We start from the raw sequence: 18,555 nt of genomic DNA on the forward strand, positions 1-18,555 counted from the left end.
AAGGAATTCTATGCGAATTAACGTTTTACAGCACACCCCCAACGAGGGGCCCGGAATGATTGAAGATTGGGCCAACACCCACGGGTTTGACCTGTACGTGTACCACCCGTACCAGTTCGGCCACTTACCCAGCGCGGCGCAGACCGATATGTTGGTGATCTTAGGTGGCCCGATGAGTCCTAACGACGATCTGCCCTGGATTAGTCAGGAACGCCAGTTGATTAAAGAGCTGTTGACCCAAAACAAACCACTCTTTGGCGTGTGTTTTGGCGCCCAACAGATCACCAAAACGTTGGGCTATCCGGTGACCAAAGCGCCGGCTAAGGAGGTTGGCTGGGCGCCGGTCTACCGACAAACGACCACGGTTCGGGGCATTCCGTTGAAGGCCAACGTTTTACACTGGCACGAGGAGATGTTTGAAATCCCGGCGCACGCCGAATTGCTCTTCTCCAGTGATTGGGTCCGTAACCAGGGCTTCGTCTTGAATCACCGGGTGATTGGGCTGCAGTTCCACCTGGAGCCGCGGCGTAATAACGTTCGCGAGATGATGGTCAACGATTACCCGTACCTGATTGGGTCGGTGATTCACCAGACGGCGCAAGAAATCGTGGATTACCCGATTCCCCGGCAGAATCGCCAGATGCTCTTCCAGTTGCTTGATTATATTAATTCGTGAATAAAAAGGGAGTCGGCCGGGTGGTCGACTCCCTTTTTGGTCGGTCGGGTGACCTTAATCGTCCCGTTCCTGGCCAAAGGCGAAATACAGCCAAGGGCCGATGGGCTGGACGAAGGCTAAACAGAACCATAAAAACTTATTGCCGTGACGGAAAGATTTTGCCCGGAGCAGGTCGCTTAAAGCGAGGGTGCTCGCCGTAAATTCGAAAGCCGCCACCGGTAGTAACCGTTGACGGGCGCGCTTAGTAAGTGGACGGTGGTGCGTAGACCATAGGTGATTTAACATCGACAACGCCTCCTAGACTAGTTAGGTTGAGTATACGCCCTTTCAACTGTAAGCGCTAACGGGACAATCCTGTATTGAAGCGGGTGGGGAAATGATTCTATAATGAAAAAGGATGATTAGGTGAATAACGTTTCCTAAAATTAGTTAAGGGTTAACGGAGGAGATTATGGACAAGAAGCAAGCGGCGACTGTCCCAGACGGACAGCTTTCTCGCCGGCATCACATGAAGATTCGTTGGAAAAATTTTATTCAAGATAAGGACGTCCCGGCGCGCGAAGCCAGCGTGCAGGCCCGGGCCTCCATTGTGGGGCGCATCGGCATCACGCTGTTATCGTGTGGCACCGGGGCCTGGCGGGTCCGCGACGCCATGGACCGGGTGGCCCGTAGCCTGAACCTGACCTGTTCGGCCGATATCGGGTTGATTTCGCTCCAGTTCACCTGCTTTAGCAGTAGCGAGCAAAGTTACACGCAGGTTTTGGCGTTACCGAATACGGGGGTCAATACCGATAAGCTCAATATCATGGAAGAAATGGTCAAGAACTTTGAGAATGACTTTGCTTTTCTCACCGTTCAAGAGATTCACACCATGATCGACAAGGTTCAGAATCGACCGAAGCAGTACACGCCCCTGATTTCGGGGTTGGCCGCGGCGTTAGCCTGCAGCGCCTTTATTTTTCTACTGGGTGGGGGAATTCCCGAAATGGTCTGTTCCTTCCTGGGCGCCGGCATCGGGAATTACGTGCGAGCCTTCATGGGCGAACACACCATGTCGACGGTCGCCAAGATTGCCATCAGTGTGGCGGTGGCCTGCCTGGTTTACATGTTTAGCTTCCGGTTGTTCGAGGCGTCGTTTCAGGTGCTGGCTCAACACGAAGCTGGTTATATCGGGGCCATGCTGTTCGTGATTCCCGGTTTTCCGTTTATCACCAGCATGTTGGACATCTCCAAGCTCGACATGCGGTCGGGGTTAGAGCGGTTGGCCTACGCCATCATGATCACGCTGATTGCGACGTTGGTCGGGTGGCTGGTCGCCACGATTTTTCACTTTAAACCGGCCGATTTCTTACCGCTGGGCTTATCGCCGCTGGTGATTGGCCTACTACGCATCCCGGCCAGTTTCTGTGGGGTCTACGGCTTCTCGATTATGTTCAACAGTTCGCAAAAAATGGCCATCGTGGCCGGTGGTATCGGGGCGGTGGCCAATACCCTGCGGCTGGAACTGGTCGATTGGACGGTGATGCCCCCCGCTGCTGCGGCCTTTACCGGTGCATTAGTGGCCGGACTGATTGCATCGGTGGTCAACCGGTACAACGGGTATCCCCGCATCTCACTGACGGTGCCGTCCATCGTCATCATGGTGCCTGGTCTGTACATTTATCGTGCCATCTATAACATCGGCATGAACCAGATTGGGGTTGGGGCGTTGTGGATGACCAAGGCGGTCCTGATTATTATGTTCCTGCCGTTAGGGCTGTTTGTCGCCCGGGCGTTATTGGATAAGAAATGGCGACATTGCGATTAGAATAGTAAGTTTAACGGCGGTCAGCACTGAGGTGGTGGACGCCGTTTTCACGTTAAAAATCTGTTAGACTAAACCTAAAATGAGGTGATTCAGTGCATAAAATTGCGGTAATTTCAGACGTTCACGGGAACGTCACCGCGTTAAGGGCCGTCATCGCCGATGCAAAACGCGCCCACTGTACGGACTTTTGGTATCTGGGAGATTTGTTTGTCCCGGGACCGGGCGCTCACGATTTACTGGCAGACCTTGATGCGCTTCCCATCACGGCCTACCTGCGAGGCAACTGGGAGGACGGGCTCTTGGAAACCATCGCCGGTCAGATTGACGCCGCCGATCCTAGCGACGTGTACGAATCGTTCATTGACGATTACGTTAATGAGCGGTTGGCCGCCGCCGACGTGGCTCGGATTCGCCGCTTGCCGATGGTTCAGACCGTTACGCTGGACGGCTTGACCTTTCAGTTGACCCATAACTTGCCGGACCGCAACTCGGGGCAGACACTGAGTCCGGAAGGCGACCAGACGGGGTTCGACCAATTAGCCCGTGGTGGGGCGGACATCATGGTGTACGGTCACGTTCACCACCAACTCTTGCGGCAGAGTACCGCCGGACAAATGATTGTGAATCCCGGTACCGTGGGGATGCCGTTTCCCCATTGGGGACGGTTCGCTCAGGACTTGCGTGCCCAGTACGCGATTATTACCACGCACGGTCGGCGACTCCCCGCCGTTACTTTTCGCCAAGTGCCCTATGATGTGACGACCGAAATCGCGTTGGCGCGTGACCGGCAGTTGCCCTACGCCGACCTCTACGCTGATCAGTTGACGACGGGGCACGTTTACACCCACGATTTACCGGCCCTCACGCGGGTGACCCAACGGCCGGGAGAAGCCGAGCGGTTACGGCAACTGATGGCCAAGTATACCAACTAAATTTAAGGGAATTGCCTAATTCGATTCTGGATTAGGCTTTTTTTGTGTGCTTTGTGTTGACAAATGTAAACGATGGTTGTAACCTGCATTTATCGATTACAAATGTAAATCATAAAGGAGCGTTTCGGCTATGATTAAATTAATTGTCCTCATTGGAGGCCTCGTCCTGATTGGCTTTATCACCTGGTGGTTCTTCGGCAAACATACGGTTCAAGAGGTTCAAGCTAACGTGACGACTGACCAACAAAGTATTGATATCGACGTCAACGGGGGCTATTCTCCGGAACGCGTCGTCCTTAAGCAAGGGGTGCCCGCCGTCTTGAACTTTACCCGGCAGGACGCGTCAAGTTGTTTGGACCGGGTCGTGTTTAGTGACTTTGGCATTAACCAGGAGTTACCGCAAAACCAACAGCAGTCCATCAAGATTGATACCAGCAAGCCCGGCGAATATGACTGGGCTTGTGGCATGGATATGTTTCACGGCAAGTTGATTATTAAATAATTAGGAGGACAATCTCATGACACAAACGACACAAAAAGAAACGGTAATTGTTGAAGGTAGTTATGCGCCAACAATGGTTGAATTTAAGCAAGGCGTACCCGCTGAATTAACCTTTTTACGTTTAAACAATCAAGGATGTTTGGATAAAGTGCATTCGGATGCGTTGATGTTCAACCTGGACTTACCCATCAACGCGCCCCAGACCGTGACGATTCCCACGGATCAGGCCGGGGTCTTCGACTTCAGTTGTGGGATGGACATGGTTCACGGGAAAGTGGTGATTGACTGATGAGTATTACCAAGCGTTTCTGGGTCTCCTTGATTTTCTCACTACCAATGTTAGCGGGAATGATTGGGATGCCGTTCGGCTGGATGTTGCCGGGCGGGGCTTGGACCCAGTTAATTCTGACCACGATTGTGATGCTGGTGTCGGCGCGACCGTTCTGGCAAAGTGCCTGGGCGTCGTTTACCAAGCACCACGCGAACATGGATACCCTAGTGGCGATTGGGACCGCCACGGCGTACGTCTATAGTCTGTACGCCATGATCACCCATCAGGCGGTCTTCTTCGAAAGTGCGGCCTTCGTGACCACCTTCGTCCTGTTGGGCCAGGTTTTCGAAGAGCGGATGCGCAATAACTCCGCCAACGCCGTGGAAAAACTGATGAATCTACAAGCCAAGGACGCTGAAGTTTTACGCAACGGCGACTTTGTGCGCGTGCCGATTGCCGACGTACAATTAGGCGACATCGTGCGGGTCAAGCCCGGCCAGAAGGTACCGGTCGACGGCGTGATTACCGCCGGAAGTTCCAGCGTGGACGAATCGATGGTCACCGGTGAAAGTATGCCGGTCGAAAAGCACGTCGACGACGCCGTGATTGGGGCCACCCTGAACAGCACGGGGACCTTCCAGTTCAAGGTAAACCAGGTCGGTGAAAAGACCATGTTGTCCCAAATTGTTGAACTGGTTAAAAAAGCGCAAAACAGTCATGCGCCGATTCAAAAGTTGACCGATAAGGTGTCCGATATCTTTGTGCCCGTTGTGTTGAACCTAGCCATCGTGACCTTCCTAATTTGGTACGTCTTCTTGGGCGCTAGCCTGGCGAACGCGTTGATCTTTGCGGTCTCTGTGGTGGTGATTGCTTGTCCGTGTGCCCTCGGTTTGGCCACGCCAACGGCCCTGATGGTCGGGACCGGCCGTGGTGCTAAGATGGGCATCCTGATCAAGAACGGGGAAGTTCTCGAGGCCGTTAACGACGTGGACACCGTGATTTTCGATAAGACGGGGACCATTACCGTTGGTAAGCCGCAGGCAACCGATGTCGTGGGGGACGAAGCCCAAGTGGTGCAAGTCGCCGCTAGTTTGGAAGCTGCTTCGGAACACCCGTTGGCCGCAGCTATTTTAGCCCGGGCCAAGGAACTATCCTTGGCGCCAGTTGAAACGACAGCCTTTCGTGCCGTTGAAGGGAAGGGTGTCACGGCCCAACTCAACGGTCAGACCGGGTTTGTCGGCAACCAGAAGCTGGTCACCGACGACCAACTCAGCGCGACTATGAAGCGAGACATGGTTCGGTTACAGAATGAAGCCAAGACGGTGGTTTTAGTCGGGTTAGACGACCAGGTCATTGGGTTAGTCGCCATTCAAGACGCCCCGAAGGCCACGTCGCGTGAAGCCATTGCGGCGTTAAAGGCTCGCGGCTTAAAGACGGTCATGTTGACCGGGGACAACCAGCGAGTCGCGGAAGCCGTCGCCCAACAAGTGGGTATCGACGACGTGATTGCCGATGTCTTACCGGGTGACAAGGCCGACCGGGTCCACCAGTATCAGCAGACCGGTAAGGTGGCCTTCGTAGGTGACGGCATCAACGACGCGCCCGCCCTGACCACCGCCGATGTCGGGATCGCCATGGGGTCCGGGACCGATATTGCGATTGATTCCGGGGGCATCGTGTTGATGAAAAACGACCTGCGCGACGTTGACCGGGCCTTAGCCCTGAGTCAAAAGACCTTCAACCGGATCAAGCTGAACCTCTTCTGGGCGTTCGTTTACAACGTCTTAGGTATTCCGGTGGCGGCCGGCGTCTTCTTCGCCATTGGGTTAACGTTGAGTCCGGAATTAGCCGGCTTGGCGATGGCCTTCAGTTCACTGTCCGTGGTCACGAGTTCGGTTCTGTTGAATCGCGCGAAGTTGACCACGAAATTAAAAGTTGCGTAATTAGTCAGAGAGTGGGACAAAAGGCGATTAGCTGGTGAGCATTAACGTCGTAAGTCAGATAATCCCGAACTTGGATTATCTGACTTACGGGGTTAAGCGGAACCAGCTGCCTTTTGGCGCACGTTTCGGCACAAGCCGTTCGGAGACACAAAGGGTCTGGGACTTTTGTCCCAGACCCTTTTTGAGTTCAAAGGAAAGTGTGGGGCGGCCAACAACATTCTGATGGTTGCTGAATATTTGAGTGTTAAACGCTTGTATAATTGTACAAGATTGAGTACAATTCATGTGTCGTAAGTAAGACGCACCTAAGAGGAGTTGAGCGAAAGTGGAAGCAACGACTTACTCAGGATTTCGTAAAAACCTTAAAAGTTATTTGGATCAAGCAACGTTGGACTTTGAACCGGTAACGATTACGCGTAATGGCGCACCGAATGCCGTCGTTATCTCCGAAGAGGCCTACAATAATCTGATGGAAAATCAGTTTTTAACGGCAAATCCAGAGAATTATAAATGGATTCTACAAGGAATTGATCAGCTTAAAAATGGTAAAGCTAAGCAGCACGAGTTAGTTGACCCAGATACTGGCGAGGCAGAACATGATTAAACAGTTTTCTGATAATGCCTGGAATGATTACATGTGGATGCTTGCAAATGATCAGCGTTCGTTTAAACGAATTAATAAGCTGATAAAAGTAATTAGCCGCACACCCTTTGAGGGAATCGGGAAACCAGAAGCGTTGCATGGAAATTTAAGTGGTTTCTGGTCGCGGCGGATTAATGAGAAAGATCGACTAGTTTACGCGGTTAATGCAACCACGATTAGTATTGCTGCATGTCGGGGTCACTATGGTTAAGCTTAGATCAGTTCGGCAATCGGATGAGATGTTTTAAGACGAAACGACTAAAAAACACGTCACAAGTGGTCAGCTTGTGGCGTGTTTTTGGGGTGATTTCAACGTGATACGTTAGTCAGCGGCTTGGAACTTACCAGCGGTCAACGCACTCTTCAGAACCCAACCTTGACCCTTAACGTAGCTAAACGTGTTGGTCTTCTTGTTGGCCTTCAGCTTAGCTTGTTGGGTAACCTTGTAAGTGGTGCCGGCCTTCAATTTGCCGTTAGCCGTTAAGGTGATGGTTGGCTTATCGGCAGCCACGGCGCCCTTGTAAACGACGGGCTTGGCATCCTTAGTGTGGAAGTTCTTGGCCGTCTTGAAGGTTTGCCGGTTCACCACGGTGTAAGTCGTGGCCTTGACCTGAGTCTTCTTAGCGGAGCTGGCCGCCTTGAATTTCCCCGCGGTCAATTGGCTGGACTTTACCCAACCTTGGCCCTTAACCAAACTGTACTTCTGAGTCTTCTTGGCATTAAGTTTAACTGTGATTTGTTTCGTGACCTTGTAGGTCGTCCCCGCTTTTAACTTACCCTTGGCCGTTAAGGTGATGGTTGGCCGATCGGCAGCCACAGCACCCTTGTAGACGACGGGCTTGGCGTCCTTGGTGTGGACCGTCTTGGCCGTCTTAAAGGTGTTGACCTTGTTGATCGTGTAGGTGTTCCCCTTGACGGTGGCCGCAGTCGTCGTGGCTGTGGTGGTCGCTGCAGAAACCGGGGTCGCTACGGCTAACGGTAAGGCCAAGGCAAAAACGCTAAGTAAAGTAACTGATTTTTTCATATGAATCTCCTCCACTCCATTTGAGATTACAGTTACTATACTTTTATGACAATCAGATGTCAAACATAAAGTTCTGTAATATTTTGGTAATATTTCACAAACTTAATTATTCGATAGTGCACAACTGAAGTGGTCGCTAATGGGTTAACCTCGCGGGTTTAACCGGTTATAAAGGCAGAAATGTTCACGGTAACTTCTCAATGTTTTCACGTATAACGGGGATAAAATTTTTTTTGCTGGGGGGATTTGGCATTCTTCCGGGGGCCGTGTATCATAAAATGGTAGAACTAATTGCTACATAAAGGATGAGTAAATTGAAGAAAATTGCGCCGATTTTTGTGGCGTTGGGGGCCATTAGTTTTGGGGTGCCCGCGACACTGTTTAAGATTGCCCGACGCGAGGGGGTCGTTAACGGTCCCTTGTTATTCTGGTCGTTTTTGAGTGCGGTGATCGTGCTAGGCATCGTGCACCTGGCCCGGCGAAAATGGCTCCGGTATCAACATACGAACTGGAAACAACTCCTGCTGGTGATTGCGGCGGGGACCGGTTCGGGGTTCACCAATACCTTCTATATTCAAGCGCTGAAGTTGATTCCCGTAGCGGCGGCCGCGGTCATGCTGATGCAAGCCGTCTGGCTGTCCGTGCTGCTGGGTTCACTGATTCAACGGCGGTGGCCCTCACGGTTACAGGTTCTCAGTATCATCTTAGTGTTAATTGGGACCGTGTTAGCGGCGGGGCTGTTCCCCATCACCCAAGCGTTATCCCCGTTAGGTCTGTTTTTCGCCTTTTTGGCAGCTTGTGGGTACGCCTGCACCATGCAGTTCACGGCGCACTTGGGCAATAATCTGGACCCCTTAACCAAGACCTGGTTGTTGTGCTTCGGGGCGTTCCTCCTAATTTCAATCATTTGGGGACCACAGATTGTGACGGCACCGACGACCTGGCCAACGTTGAAGTGGGGCTTCTGGATTGCGTTGTTCTCGATGGTCTTTCCATTGGTGGCATACTCCATCTTCATGCCCCATTTGGAATTAGGGATCGGACCGATCCTGTCGTCGTTAGAATTACCGGCGTCCATCGTGGTGGCCTTCGTGGTCCTAGGTGAAACGGTGAGTGGCTTGCAAATCGTGGGGGTGCTCCTAATTATTACCGCGGTGATTATCCCGAACGTCTGGGGAATGTGGCACCGCGAACAATTGAATTAGTTAGATTAAATGACCACTTCGTTCTAGCAATCAGCAGAGCGAAGTGGTTTTTTTAGGATTTTCAAGTTTTATGCGCAATTCGATGATAGTTGCGTGCAAGTTAAGTAGACGACGAACGCCCGGCCTGTTAAACCGAGTCCTCGACGGCTAATCCCGGTTATTCCGCGGGTTTGGTCGCCTTAGCGGGTGACAGCATTTCGTCCAGTAGTGAGCGCTCAGGTTTGAACGAGTTGATGGGTAGGACCAGAATCCCTTGAGTATCAAGGCGTTTGTCGTTTGAGAAAACTCGCGGTTCAGAAACTTACGCAATTTGCGTACGATGAAAACGGTTAGAAATAGGTTGATCACGACCCGCCACTAGGGTTAACCCGTTGGGGGATAATGAAAAATTAATCATCAAAATAAGCCCCCTCAGGCCTGGTCCTGAGGGGGCTTTGCGTCGGTTGATCGGTGGCCAAGTAATCAGTGGGAATGATGGTGAAGGGGCGTTATTCCTGGAGGGATTGACGAAATTTATAACGAAAAAACGGTCAAAACTGCGTCACAATTTTCTTCACAATTCAATTGCGTACAATTTGAAATGTCAAATAAACCTAACTGCTTCGGCCGCCCCACCCGGTGGCCACCAACGTAGCCGAGTTAGCGAATGTTGTTTTTCAATTCTACCAATGAAAGCGAGTGCTTATTGATGTTTAAATTACTCATGAAGACCCTGACCGTTGTCCTGACCGCGGGTATGATGACGACTTTGACCAGCCAATCCTCTTCGGCGGCGACCATAACGCCCACCTGGGGTCATTGGCAGTCGCTTACGATTACCTACCATTGTGCCTCGACCTCAGCTTACTACCGTAGTGTCTGGCAAGGCGCTATCCGTCAATGGAATAATACGGGGGTGGTTCATTTGTGGGCCGTTCCGACCAGACAGAAAGCCGACATTGAACTGACGTCGGCTCAGTCGATTACCCGGGCTCAAATTTTTGCGGGCTACACGGATTACAGCTATTATAAACAACCGCATGATAACCGCATCGTTTCTGCCAAATCGACCCTCAACCGGGGCGTGCTGACCGGTTATCATTATACCAAGGCCCAACGAACGAACGTGGCGACGCACGAGTTAGGGCACGCGTTAGGGCTCAGCCACTCGCAGGATAAGCATAGCGTGATGAATGCCACCAACCGATACGCGGCCATTAGTGCCCAGGATCGTGTGGCCTTGCGGGGGGCCTATGCGCATCAACGCGCCTAAGCTAGGGATTGCGTCTGACCGCAATCCGTGGTAATCTGTGCTTATCTGAATAGTGTTAAAAACTATAGAAAACGAGAGTACGGTAACGCCACCGCTTTTAGCGAGCTAAGGACAGTGAAAGCTTAGCCCGGTCACTTATCGGAAAAACACCTTTTCTGTTGTCTTCTGAACGTACCATTAGTAGGAAGAACCGTGGCCGACACGTTATCGTTCGGGGCATCTGTTAGGATGCCAATTAAAGTCGGTTTAACAATAAACAAATTGGGTGGTACCGCGGAAAGATCTTTCGTCCCTGTTTCTGGGGAGGATGGATCTTTTTTTATGGTTTTAACCACGGATAAGACACGAAGGGAGAATTTATCATGTCAGACATTTTAGTCAAAGATTTATTCAGCGACCAACATTACGCTGAAGACCAAGCCATCACGTTGCACGGCTGGGTCAAGACGATTCGGAGCTCCAAGAAAATTGGGTTCATCGAATTAAACGACGGCTCGACGATTCGTAACGCGCAAATCGTGATGAAGGCTAGCGACCTCGACAACTACGCCGAAATCGCGAAGTTCCCTATCAGTTCGACGATTGCGGTCACCGGGAAAGTCGTCTATACGCCGGACGCTAAGCAACCCTTAGAAGTTCACGCGGACGCCGTGGTGCTGGAAGGTGCTTCGGATAGCGATTACCCCCTGCAAAAGAAAGCCCACACCTACGAATACCTGCGGACGATTGCCCACTTGCGGCCCCGGACCAACACGTTCTACGCGGTCTTCCGGATTCGGTCATTAGCTGCCTTTGCAACGCATCAGTACCTGCAGGCACACGGGTTTAACTACCTGAACACCCCGATTATCACCGGGAGTGACGCCGAAGGGGCCGGGGAAATGTTCCGGGTCACCACGCTGGATATGAACAACTTACCGCACACCGAAGACGGTAAGGTCGACAACAGCCAGGACTTCTTCCGGAAGGAAACCAACCTGACGGTGAGTGGTCAACTGGAAGCCGAGGCCTTTGCCTTAGCGCTGCGGAAGGTTTACACGTTCGGGCCGACGTTCCGGGCAGAAAACTCGCACACGGCGCGGCACGCGTCCGAATTCTGGATGATCGAACCCGAAATGGCGTTCGAAGACTTAGACGACGACATCGTGACCATCGAAGCGCTGATCAAGGCCGTGGTCACTTACGTCTTGGACAACGCCAAGGACGAACTGGCCTTCTTGAACGACAACGTCGACGATCATTTGATCGAACGGTTGGAAAAGACCCGCGACGAAAAATTCGCGCGCCTGACCTACACCGAAGCCATCAAGGAACTCGAAAACGCCGACCAGGATTTCGAAGTGCCCGTTTACTGGGGCTTGGATCTGGAAGCTGAACACGAACGCTACCTGTGTGAACACATCTACAACAAGCCGGTCTTCTTGACGGACTACCCGAAGGAAATCAAGGCCTTCTACATGCGCGCTAACGACGACGGCAAGACCGTGGCCGCAGTCGACCTGTTAGTTCCTGAAATTGGGGAACTGGTTGGTGGGAGCCAACGGGAAGAACGCCGGGATGTTTTGGCTGAGAAGATCAAGGACAACCACATGTCGGAAGAGGAATACGGCTGGTACCAAGACCTCCGGAAGTACGGGGAAACCGTTCATTCCGGCTTTGGGATTGGGTTCGAACGGTTAGTGATGTACGTCACCGGGATGAAGAACATCCGCGACGTGATCCCTTACCCACGGACGCCAGGAAACGCCGATTTCTAAACTTGAGTTAAATGAAGGCCGTGCTGCAGATTCTTGCAGCACGGCCTTTTGACGTGGTTTAAATCCACGGTTTTGATGAGCACCACGGAGCGTTGTTTCACATGAAACATTTTTGAACTGGACCGAAAATGGCGAGGTGCTGTGTGCTAATCCGACTGATTGGCGGCGAGTCGCCGGGCCAATTCGCGCTGACGGAGAGGTGTCATGCCCGCCACGTTGAAGCGAAAGTCGCTCCGATCGGCGCCGAACACGGTTCCTGGTTGCACCAAGATATCCTGGGCGAGTAACTGGTTGAAGATGTGCCGGTCGGCTTGGTGCACCCAGAGGTAGAAGCCGCCCTGCGGCAGGGTGAAACGCCACGCGGGACGGTACCGGTGAAAGATGGCGGCGACGGCTTGACGACGTTGGGTGAGCTTGGTGGTCAGCCGGGTTAGCTCGCTGTCGAAATGGGGACTGTTGAGGGCCAAGTTGACCCAAGTTTGCGCGAGTAGGCTGGGGACCATGTCGAGTTGTTTTTGGACCTGTAACAGACGTTGGCCGATGGCTTGCGGGGCAATCAGCCAGCCGATCCGGGTGTTGGCGCCTAGGAGTTTGGACAGGGAACTAATGTAGATGACGTTGGCCGGGGAAAGGACCTTGAGCGGCGGCATGGCCGTTTCGTCGGTCACCAACCAACCGAACACGTCATCTTCGACGATGGGGATCTGGTAGTGCTGACAGAGGCGGAGCAACTGCTGGCGCTGGGTTAGCGATAACGTTTCACCGGTCGGGTTTTCAAACGTCGGGTTCGTAATGAGGAGTTTGATGCGGTGTTGCCGAATCGTTTGTTCCAGGCGGTCGAGGGCAAAATGCGTTGCGGTCAACGGGACGGGATAGGTGTGAATGCTGAGCGTCTGAAAAACGGCCGTGGCGTTGAAGTACGAGGGGGTCACGACCGCCACCGCATCGCCCGGCTGAAGCAGGCTGCTGAGGACCAAAAAGAGCGATTGTTCCGCACCCCCGGCGACCATGAGAGTTTGGTGCGTGAGGTCGAGTTGGGGAAAGAGCGCGGGCTGGCGACTCAGCGTGGTCAATAGGGCGGGGTCGCCCATAGTCGTGGTGGCGGATTGTTGCGCCAGATAGGTCGTCCAGTCCAGTTGGAAACGGCCCAGTTGGGGAATCAGTTCGGGCGGCAACCCCGCCGCGGCCCCGTCGATGAACTGGCCGTGGTCAAGGCCCCGTGCCTGCGCCAGTTGCGCCTGTAACGAGGCGCCGGGTGTGATGGGATGCCGTAAGAGTTGCCAGTTCACGCTGGTGGTCAGGGGCTTAAGTTGGGGAATCTGTGCCACGAAGGTCCCACTCCCCCGGCGCTTAACCAGAACACCCTGGGCGCTGAGGTCGGCCAACGCCCGGCTGACCGTCGACCGGTCGACGTGTAACCAGGTCGCCAGTTGGCGTTCGGCGGGGAGCCGTTGTCCGGGGAGCAATTGGTCGTTTTGAATAAGGGATTTAATCAGCTGAATAATGGCACGATACTTGGGTTTGACAGCTGGGAGATTGGCCGCCCAATTAATCATACGAACACATCCTTTACGGTTAGTATATAAATTGGCTGGATTTTAAACAAGCCAATTGGCGGTTGTTTTCGGGTGTTTTTACCGGAATAATAAGGAAACAGGAGGTAACGACATGGAGAACGTTTTAACGATTGCGGGGTCGGATAGCTTAGCGGGCGGGGGCCTGCAAGCGGATCTTAAGACCTTTGAGGAGCTGGATACGTTTGGGTTGAGTGCCGTGACCAGTCTCGTCACGATTTTACCGCAGCAGGTTCACGTCACACCGGTCGCGAACACGGTCTTGGCGCAACAACTGACGTCGATTCTGACGCAGGTCTCGATCCGAGCGGCCAAGACGGGGTTGTTGGGCGGCGTCGACGCCATCCATACGGTCGCGACCCAGTTGGCGGTTACGCCGATGATCCTGGTGGTTGATCCCGTTTTTGTGTTTAAGGAAGGTCGGACGGACCGGCAGACGACCGAACTGGAGCAGATGAAACGGGACCTGCTGCCGTTAGCCACGGTGGTGACGCCGAACTTGGCGGAAGCGGAATTATTGAGTGGTGACACGTTGACTCGCGCCGAGCAGTTACCCGGCGCGGCCCAGAAAATCCAGGCCTTGGGCTGTCCCAACGTGGTGATCAAGGGCGGTAACCGGCTCCCCGGTAACCAAGCGGTGGATTATCTGTTGACGCCACAAGGGGAGTTCTGGTTCCGGACCTTAAAGGTCGCCACGCCGGCGACCAATGGGGCTGGCTGTACCTTTAGCGCCGCCATTACCGCGTGGCTGGCGCGCGGCGTTTCCGTCGAGGAAGCCGTTCAGCGCGCCAAGACCTTCGTGCGCGCGGGAATCGCGTACGGGGTGCGGTTTAATTCGACAACGGGGAGCGTCTGGCAGGGGGCCTGGCGCCAACATGGGGGGCAACAACGTGGCCAATCATAAGTTAAAACAAGAAATTTTGGCGGCCGTCTTAGCGGCACTGACCATTGCGTTATCGTTGATGATCGTCATTCCGGTTCCGGCGACGCACGGGATGGTGACGCTGTGTGAGGTGGGCATTTATACCAGCGCGATTCTATTTGGGAATCCCGTGGGCGTCTTCGTTGGCGGGGCGAGTGGCTTCATGATCGACGTGTTATCCGGGTATCCGGAATGGTGTCTGTTCTCCTTAGTGATCCACGGGCTGCAGGGCCTGGTAGTGGCAGCGCTGGCGCACCGGGCGTCTGGTGTGGTGCGGGGGCTGGTTTTGCCCATGCTGGCGGGCAGCCTGGTGATGGTCGTGGGCTATTACCTGGCGACTAGCCTGCTCTTCGGGTGGCCGGCTGGATTGGCCTCGATTCCCGGTAATTTGATTCAGGTTGGCTTTGGCTTGGTCGTCACCGTGACCTTGGTGGCAAGCCTGACCCGCTTTAATCCTAAACTCAGCAAAGGAATGATTCGATGACTTTAGAAAATTTAGAACCGGATGTGGCCCGCTTGGTCCAAGAGGTGTTAGCGGCAGCTAAACTACGACCGTTTGACCTTTTTGTCCTTGGCTGTTCAACCAGTGAGGTAGTCGGTGGCCAGATCGGTCAGGACTCGAACCCTGAGGTGGGGACGCGCATTATCAAGACGGTGCTGGCCCAATTACGGCCCCAACAGATTCAATTGGCCGTTCAGGGCTGTGAACACATTAATCGCAGTCTAGTGGTCGAACGTCGGGTGGCCGATGAGATGGGATTTGAAATTGTTAACGTGGTTCCGGCCATGCACGCGGGTGGTGCTTGTTCCGTGGCGGCCTTTCAGCAATTCAAGGATCCGGTAGAGGTGGAGCACGTGGTGGCTCAGGCCGGATTAGACATCGGCGACACCGCTATCGGAATGCACGTAAAATTTGTTCAGGTACCCGTGCGGCCAACCCAATCGGAACTCGGTGGGGCCCACGTTACGGCGTTACGCTCCCGGCCAAAATACGTCGGGGGTCCACGCGCCACCTATGCGTCCGTACAACCATAAGTAATCGTTTAATAATAAATTAGGAAATTATTGATAATAAACTATTTAAAAATATTTTTATACAAAAGGCTTGCGCTTTCCGACAATCCATGATAAAGTGTAGCCAACATCAAAAAACGAACAAAGAAATCTTTCAAACGAAGTAACGACTTATCTGGGTGTTCAGAGAATTGGCGGTTGGTGCGAGCCATGCAGGGTAAGTTAGTGAAATACGAAAAGCTTTTCTTCGGGGTATCCTGACGTTATCTAGGATCAAAGTGCAAGGAATGGTGATTCCTTGAAGCTGGGTGGTACCGCGCTTATTCGGCGTCCCTTCTATTTTTATATAGACGGGGCGCCTTTTTTGATGGAAAAATTTTGAGGAGGGATTCAAGATGGAAATGACTAAGCAAGTGTTCAGAGACCACAAGTTACATTGTCCGGAGTGCGGCGACATCGTGTTTAAGAAGGTTGCTGGCCAACCTCAACTGGTCGAATGTACGTCCTGTCAACATAGAATTGTCCGTTAATGAAATTCAACGACGAAACCTTAAGGAGGAAATTAAAAATGATGACACCGAATATGGCTGGCGTAATGGCCACTGATAGTAAGTTACATTGTCCAGAGTGCGGGGATATCGTGTTCAAGAAAGTCCCTGGTGAACCTACATTAGAGAAGTTGACTCATTAAGGGGGCCTGAATATGACGAAGAAAGCAGGTGATAAGATGCAAGAAACAAAAAGGTCCGTGGCAACGGCGGCTAGTTCTATGGATAAACGAACAAAAATAGAAATAATTGGTTTAATGTTAGTCTTAGTTAGCCCGCTATTAATCGCGTTAGGCACGTTCCACTGGACAACATTACCGTTGGTTGAGTTATTAATAATTGGAATTATGGTGATTGCCATCACCATCGGGATCACGAAGATTGCGAAGCAGCTAGTTCTGGCAATTAAAGAGGGTGCGGACACTGACTACCGAGAAAGATAACGGTCCCTATCAGTATTTGAGGGAACTTTCAGATGATTAACTGACGCTATGCGGTTGCAGCTCACCGGATAGCGCCTTTTTGTACATAGCGTACGGGTTGAAATCACTTATTAATAATTAAGCGGACGCAATCGAGGCGTTCGTCATAATCAACCCGTCATTTAAAATCCAGCCGATGCAGAGTTAGAGGTTGATTGAAAATTTCATCGGGTAAATTTTAATAATTGGATTAGTGATTGATTAGAAAAACCAATGGAATATAATTGTATCAATAAAACAATTTGGAGGAATGAGCATGATCGATTTAAGAGACCGGGACGTAATGTCCTCAATGGAGGCCGCCAAACGTTGGGTCAAGGCCGACGATTACGTCCGCCAGGTCTACCGCAAAACACCCGAAAAGTTCCCCCCCGGGACTATTCGTAAATTTGGCAAGCAGCTGGTGGTGACTCGCAAAGGAATGGAGTCAGCGACCGGTGAAACGGAAATTGAAGCCAAACAATTTGCAAGTATTCGGAAAAATCCTAATATCCGCGACCTCTGATGAGGGAATCATTTTAACCAATCGTTAATTGGGCCGATAATGACCGGTTCGCGGTCTGTCCCTTCTTGACAACGCTTTCTTGGTTAGCTATCTTTTGTTGGTGTTAGACCATCTTGACAATTTTCATCCGTGATGAAGTTGCACAACGGTTTGGATACCGAAAGGAGAAGGGACAAATGAACATTATTGACGAGCTGACCTGGCGCGGGGCAATCAACCAGCAAACGGACGCGGAAGGCTTGAAAAAACTAACCAGCGACAAGAAGATTTCACTGTACTGTGGGGTCGATCCCACCGGTGATAGTATGCACATCGGCCACCTGATTCCGTTCATGATGATGAAACGCTTCGAACTCATGGGCCACCACCCCTACATTCTAATTGGGGGAGCGACCGGGAGCATCGGTGATCCCAGTGGCCGGAAGACGGAACGTCAGTTGCAAACCATGGAAAAGGTCCAACATAACGTCAAGGCCCTTTCCCGGCAGATGCAACGCCTGTTCGGTGGGGATTCCAACGTGACCATGGTGAACAACTACGACTGGTTGTCTAAGATTTCACTGTTAGACTTTCTTCGTGATTACGGGAAGCTAGTCAACGTTAATACCATGCTGGCTAAGGATATCGTGGCCAGTCGGTTGGATAACGGGATTTCCTTTACCGAATTTACCTACCAGATCCTCCAATCCGTGGACTTCCTGACCCTGAACCGGGACCATAACATCCAATTACAAATCGGAGGGGCGGACCAGTGGGGTAACATCACGGCCGGTATTGACCTCATTCATAAGGTCACGGGCTCGGAAACTGAAGTCTACGGGTTAACGATCCCGTTGATGTTAAAGGCCGACGGGACCAAGTTTGGCAAGACGGCCGGCGGTGCTATCTGGTTAGACGCCGAGAAGACCTCGCCGTATGAATTTTACCAATTCTGGTTGAATCAAGACGACCGCGACGTGATCCGCTACCTCAAGTTCTTTACCTTCCTGGGCCAAGACGAAATTGCCGAATTGGCCCAAAGCGTCGAGGACGCGCCCGAAAAACGGGTGGCCCAGCGCCGCTTAGCCGAAGAAGTCACGCGGTTCGTGCACGGTGAGGAATCCCTGGAATCGGCTCAACACATTTCTGAAATCCTGTTCTCCGGCGATATTCAGAAGCTAACGGTGACTGAGGTACAGGAAGCTTTCGAGAAGGTACCTAACGTGACAATCGCGGCCACACCGAAGAACATTGTGGACGTCCTGGTCGAAACCGAAATTGAGCCGTCCAAGCGGCAAGCCCGCGAAGACGTGACTAACGGGGCTATTACCATTAACGGGGAACGCCAGACTGATACAACGGTCGAACTTGATCCAGCCAAACACTTCTCCGGGAAATTCATGGTGATTCGGCGAGGGAAGAAGAATTACTTCCTTGCGCGGGTTGCCCACTAGTCTAAATTAATTTTTTATCATTTGAATACACGATAACGGGTCTCCAACCTTGTGGAGACCCGTTT

20 protein-coding genes and 1 other annotated feature are annotated in these 18,555 nt (G+C 52.3%); of the genes, 17 read left to right on the forward strand and 3 right to left on the reverse strand.

Annotated features, from left to right (window positions below):
* Positions 1-10 precede the first annotated feature (10 nt).
* Entirely contained in the window at positions 11-676 is a 666-nt protein-coding gene (locus FD25_RS03415; protein ID WP_057801339.1) for a type 1 glutamine amidotransferase, read from the forward strand.
* Between the two features lie 54 nt (positions 677-730).
* Here FD25_RS03415 and FD25_RS03420 read toward each other — a convergent pair whose 3' ends face one another.
* Positions 731-961: a PLDc N-terminal domain-containing protein gene (locus FD25_RS03420; protein WP_057801341.1), complete on the reverse strand. Its 231-nt coding sequence runs from the start codon at positions 959-961 to the stop codon at positions 731-733.
* A gap of 166 nt (positions 962-1,127) precedes the next feature.
* On the opposite strand from FD25_RS03420, the gene FD25_RS03425 reads away from it, so the two are divergent.
* From FD25_RS03425 to FD25_RS03455, 7 genes are all read left to right on the forward strand, one after another.
* Positions 1,128-2,483 carry a threonine/serine exporter family protein gene (locus tag FD25_RS03425; RefSeq protein WP_057801343.1) on the forward strand — a complete coding sequence of 452 codons (1,356 nt, stop codon included), beginning with the start codon at positions 1,128-1,130 and terminating at the stop codon, positions 2,481-2,483.
* Positions 2,484-2,575: 92 nt separating this feature from the next.
* A complete protein-coding gene (locus FD25_RS03430; protein WP_057801345.1) occupies positions 2,576-3,415 on the forward strand; it encodes a metallophosphoesterase family protein in 840 nt (279 codons plus the stop codon).
* A 130-nt stretch (positions 3,416-3,545) separates the two neighbouring features.
* Complete coding sequence (locus tag FD25_RS03435; RefSeq protein ID WP_057801347.1) at positions 3,546-3,917, forward strand: cupredoxin domain-containing protein; 372 nt, start codon at positions 3,546-3,548, stop codon at positions 3,915-3,917.
* Positions 3,918-3,933: 16 nt separating this feature from the next.
* Complete coding sequence (locus tag FD25_RS03440) at positions 3,934-4,206, forward strand: cupredoxin domain-containing protein (protein ID WP_057801349.1); 273 nt, start codon at positions 3,934-3,936, stop codon at positions 4,204-4,206.
* On the forward strand, positions 4,206-6,131 hold the full coding sequence (locus tag FD25_RS03445) for a copper-translocating P-type ATPase (protein WP_057801351.1): 1,926 nt from the start codon (positions 4,206-4,208) through the stop codon (positions 6,129-6,131). The genes FD25_RS03440 and FD25_RS03445 overlap by 1 nt, the downstream gene beginning before the upstream one ends.
* 325 nt (positions 6,132-6,456) lie before the next feature.
* Positions 6,457-6,735, forward strand: a complete 279-nt coding sequence (locus FD25_RS03450) for a type II toxin-antitoxin system Phd/YefM family antitoxin (protein ID WP_057801353.1) — start codon at positions 6,457-6,459, stop codon at positions 6,733-6,735.
* Positions 6,728-6,985: a Txe/YoeB family addiction module toxin gene (locus FD25_RS03455; RefSeq protein WP_057801355.1), complete on the forward strand. Its 258-nt coding sequence runs from the start codon at positions 6,728-6,730 to the stop codon at positions 6,983-6,985. Before FD25_RS03450 ends, FD25_RS03455 begins: the two co-directional genes overlap by 8 nt.
* A gap of 111 nt (positions 6,986-7,096) precedes the next feature.
* Here the strand turns inward: FD25_RS03455 and FD25_RS03460 are convergent, their stop codons facing one another.
* On the reverse strand, positions 7,097-7,798 hold the full coding sequence (locus tag FD25_RS03460; protein ID WP_057801357.1) for a hypothetical protein: 702 nt from the start codon (positions 7,796-7,798) through the stop codon (positions 7,097-7,099).
* Between the two features lie 314 nt (positions 7,799-8,112).
* On the opposite strand from FD25_RS03460, the gene FD25_RS03465 reads away from it, so the two are divergent.
* From FD25_RS03465 to asnS, 3 genes are all read left to right on the forward strand, one after another.
* The gene (locus tag FD25_RS03465) at positions 8,113-9,003 is read left to right on the forward strand and encodes an EamA family transporter (protein ID WP_057801359.1); all 891 of its coding nucleotides are present in this window, start codon (positions 8,113-8,115) and stop codon (positions 9,001-9,003) included.
* A 688-nt stretch (positions 9,004-9,691) separates the two neighbouring features.
* The gene (locus tag FD25_RS03470; protein ID WP_057801361.1) at positions 9,692-10,255 is read left to right on the forward strand and encodes a matrixin family metalloprotease; all 564 of its coding nucleotides are present in this window, start codon (positions 9,692-9,694) and stop codon (positions 10,253-10,255) included.
* A 56-nt stretch (positions 10,256-10,311) separates the two neighbouring features.
* Positions 10,312-10,552: a binding site (T-box leader), on the forward strand.
* Between the two features lie 65 nt (positions 10,553-10,617).
* Positions 10,618-12,012, forward strand: coding sequence for an asparagine--tRNA ligase (gene asnS / locus FD25_RS03475; RefSeq protein ID WP_057801363.1), 1,395 nt, complete (start codon positions 10,618-10,620; stop codon positions 12,010-12,012).
* Between the two features lie 146 nt (positions 12,013-12,158).
* Here the strand turns inward: asnS and FD25_RS03480 are convergent, their stop codons facing one another.
* Entirely contained in the window at positions 12,159-13,568 is a 1,410-nt protein-coding gene (locus FD25_RS03480) for an aminotransferase-like domain-containing protein (protein ID WP_057801365.1), read from the reverse strand.
* Positions 13,569-13,680: 112 nt separating this feature from the next.
* Here FD25_RS03480 and thiD point away from each other — a divergent pair, with 112 nt between their 5' ends.
* The 6 genes from thiD to tyrS all read left to right on the forward strand — a co-directional run bounded on the left by thiD (position 13,681) and on the right by tyrS (position 18,490).
* A complete protein-coding gene (gene thiD / locus FD25_RS03485; RefSeq protein ID WP_057801368.1) occupies positions 13,681-14,490 on the forward strand; it encodes a bifunctional hydroxymethylpyrimidine kinase/phosphomethylpyrimidine kinase in 810 nt (269 codons plus the stop codon).
* Positions 14,477-14,992 (forward strand): ECF transporter S component, encoded by a 516-nt coding sequence (locus tag FD25_RS03490; protein ID WP_225428552.1) that lies wholly within the window; start codon positions 14,477-14,479, stop codon positions 14,990-14,992. The genes thiD and FD25_RS03490 overlap by 14 nt, the downstream gene beginning before the upstream one ends.
* Positions 14,989-15,543, forward strand: a complete 555-nt coding sequence (locus tag FD25_RS03495; RefSeq protein WP_057801372.1) for a TIGR01440 family protein — start codon at positions 14,989-14,991, stop codon at positions 15,541-15,543. Before FD25_RS03490 ends, FD25_RS03495 begins: the two co-directional genes overlap by 4 nt.
* A 682-nt stretch (positions 15,544-16,225) precedes the next feature.
* A complete protein-coding gene (locus FD25_RS03500) occupies positions 16,226-16,513 on the forward strand; it encodes a hypothetical protein (RefSeq protein ID WP_057801374.1) in 288 nt (95 codons plus the stop codon).
* 295 nt (positions 16,514-16,808) lie between these two features.
* On the forward strand, positions 16,809-17,057 hold the full coding sequence (locus FD25_RS03505) for a helix-turn-helix domain-containing protein (RefSeq protein ID WP_083484072.1): 249 nt from the start codon (positions 16,809-16,811) through the stop codon (positions 17,055-17,057).
* A 176-nt stretch (positions 17,058-17,233) separates the two neighbouring features.
* The gene (gene tyrS, locus FD25_RS03510; protein ID WP_057801378.1) at positions 17,234-18,490 is read left to right on the forward strand and encodes a tyrosine--tRNA ligase; all 1,257 of its coding nucleotides are present in this window, start codon (positions 17,234-17,236) and stop codon (positions 18,488-18,490) included.
* Positions 18,491-18,555 lie beyond the last annotated feature (65 nt).

Origin of the sequence: Levilactobacillus acidifarinae DSM 19394 = JCM 15949, assembly GCF_001434835.1 — a bacterium.
Taxonomy (GTDB): Bacteria; Bacillota; Bacilli; order Lactobacillales; family Lactobacillaceae; genus Levilactobacillus; species Levilactobacillus acidifarinae.

Excerpts from the sequence above, each read along its gene's own strand:
- FD25_RS03440 (WP_057801349.1), top strand. The coding sequence starts at position 3,934 with ATGACACAAACGACACAAAAAGAAACGGTAATTGTTGAAGGTAGTTAT.
- FD25_RS03480 (WP_057801365.1), bottom strand. The coding sequence starts at position 13,568 with ATGATTAATTGGGCGGCCAATCTCCCAGCTGTCAAACCCAAGTATCGT.
- FD25_RS03435 (WP_057801347.1), top strand. The coding sequence starts at position 3,546 with ATGATTAAATTAATTGTCCTCATTGGAGGCCTCGTCCTGATTGGCTTT.
- FD25_RS03460 (WP_057801357.1), bottom strand. The coding sequence starts at position 7,798 with ATGAAAAAATCAGTTACTTTACTTAGCGTTTTTGCCTTGGCCTTACCG.
- FD25_RS03505 (WP_083484072.1), top strand. The coding sequence starts at position 16,809 with ATGATCGATTTAAGAGACCGGGACGTAATGTCCTCAATGGAGGCCGCC.
- thiD (WP_057801368.1), top strand. The coding sequence starts at position 13,681 with ATGGAGAACGTTTTAACGATTGCGGGGTCGGATAGCTTAGCGGGCGGG.
- tyrS (WP_057801378.1), top strand. The coding sequence starts at position 17,234 with ATGAACATTATTGACGAGCTGACCTGGCGCGGGGCAATCAACCAGCAA.
- FD25_RS03415 (WP_057801339.1), top strand. The coding sequence starts at position 11 with ATGCGAATTAACGTTTTACAGCACACCCCCAACGAGGGGCCCGGAATG.
- FD25_RS03455 (WP_057801355.1), top strand. The coding sequence starts at position 6,728 with ATGATTAAACAGTTTTCTGATAATGCCTGGAATGATTACATGTGGATG.
- FD25_RS03500 (WP_057801374.1), top strand. The coding sequence starts at position 16,226 with ATGACGAAGAAAGCAGGTGATAAGATGCAAGAAACAAAAAGGTCCGTG.
- FD25_RS03495 (WP_057801372.1), top strand. The coding sequence starts at position 14,989 with ATGACTTTAGAAAATTTAGAACCGGATGTGGCCCGCTTGGTCCAAGAG.
- FD25_RS03445 (WP_057801351.1), top strand. The coding sequence starts at position 4,206 with ATGAGTATTACCAAGCGTTTCTGGGTCTCCTTGATTTTCTCACTACCA.
- asnS (WP_057801363.1), top strand. The coding sequence starts at position 10,618 with ATGTCAGACATTTTAGTCAAAGATTTATTCAGCGACCAACATTACGCT.
- FD25_RS03420 (WP_057801341.1), bottom strand. The coding sequence starts at position 961 with ATGTTAAATCACCTATGGTCTACGCACCACCGTCCACTTACTAAGCGC.
- FD25_RS03470 (WP_057801361.1), top strand. The coding sequence starts at position 9,692 with ATGTTTAAATTACTCATGAAGACCCTGACCGTTGTCCTGACCGCGGGT.
- FD25_RS03425 (WP_057801343.1), top strand. The coding sequence starts at position 1,128 with ATGGACAAGAAGCAAGCGGCGACTGTCCCAGACGGACAGCTTTCTCGC.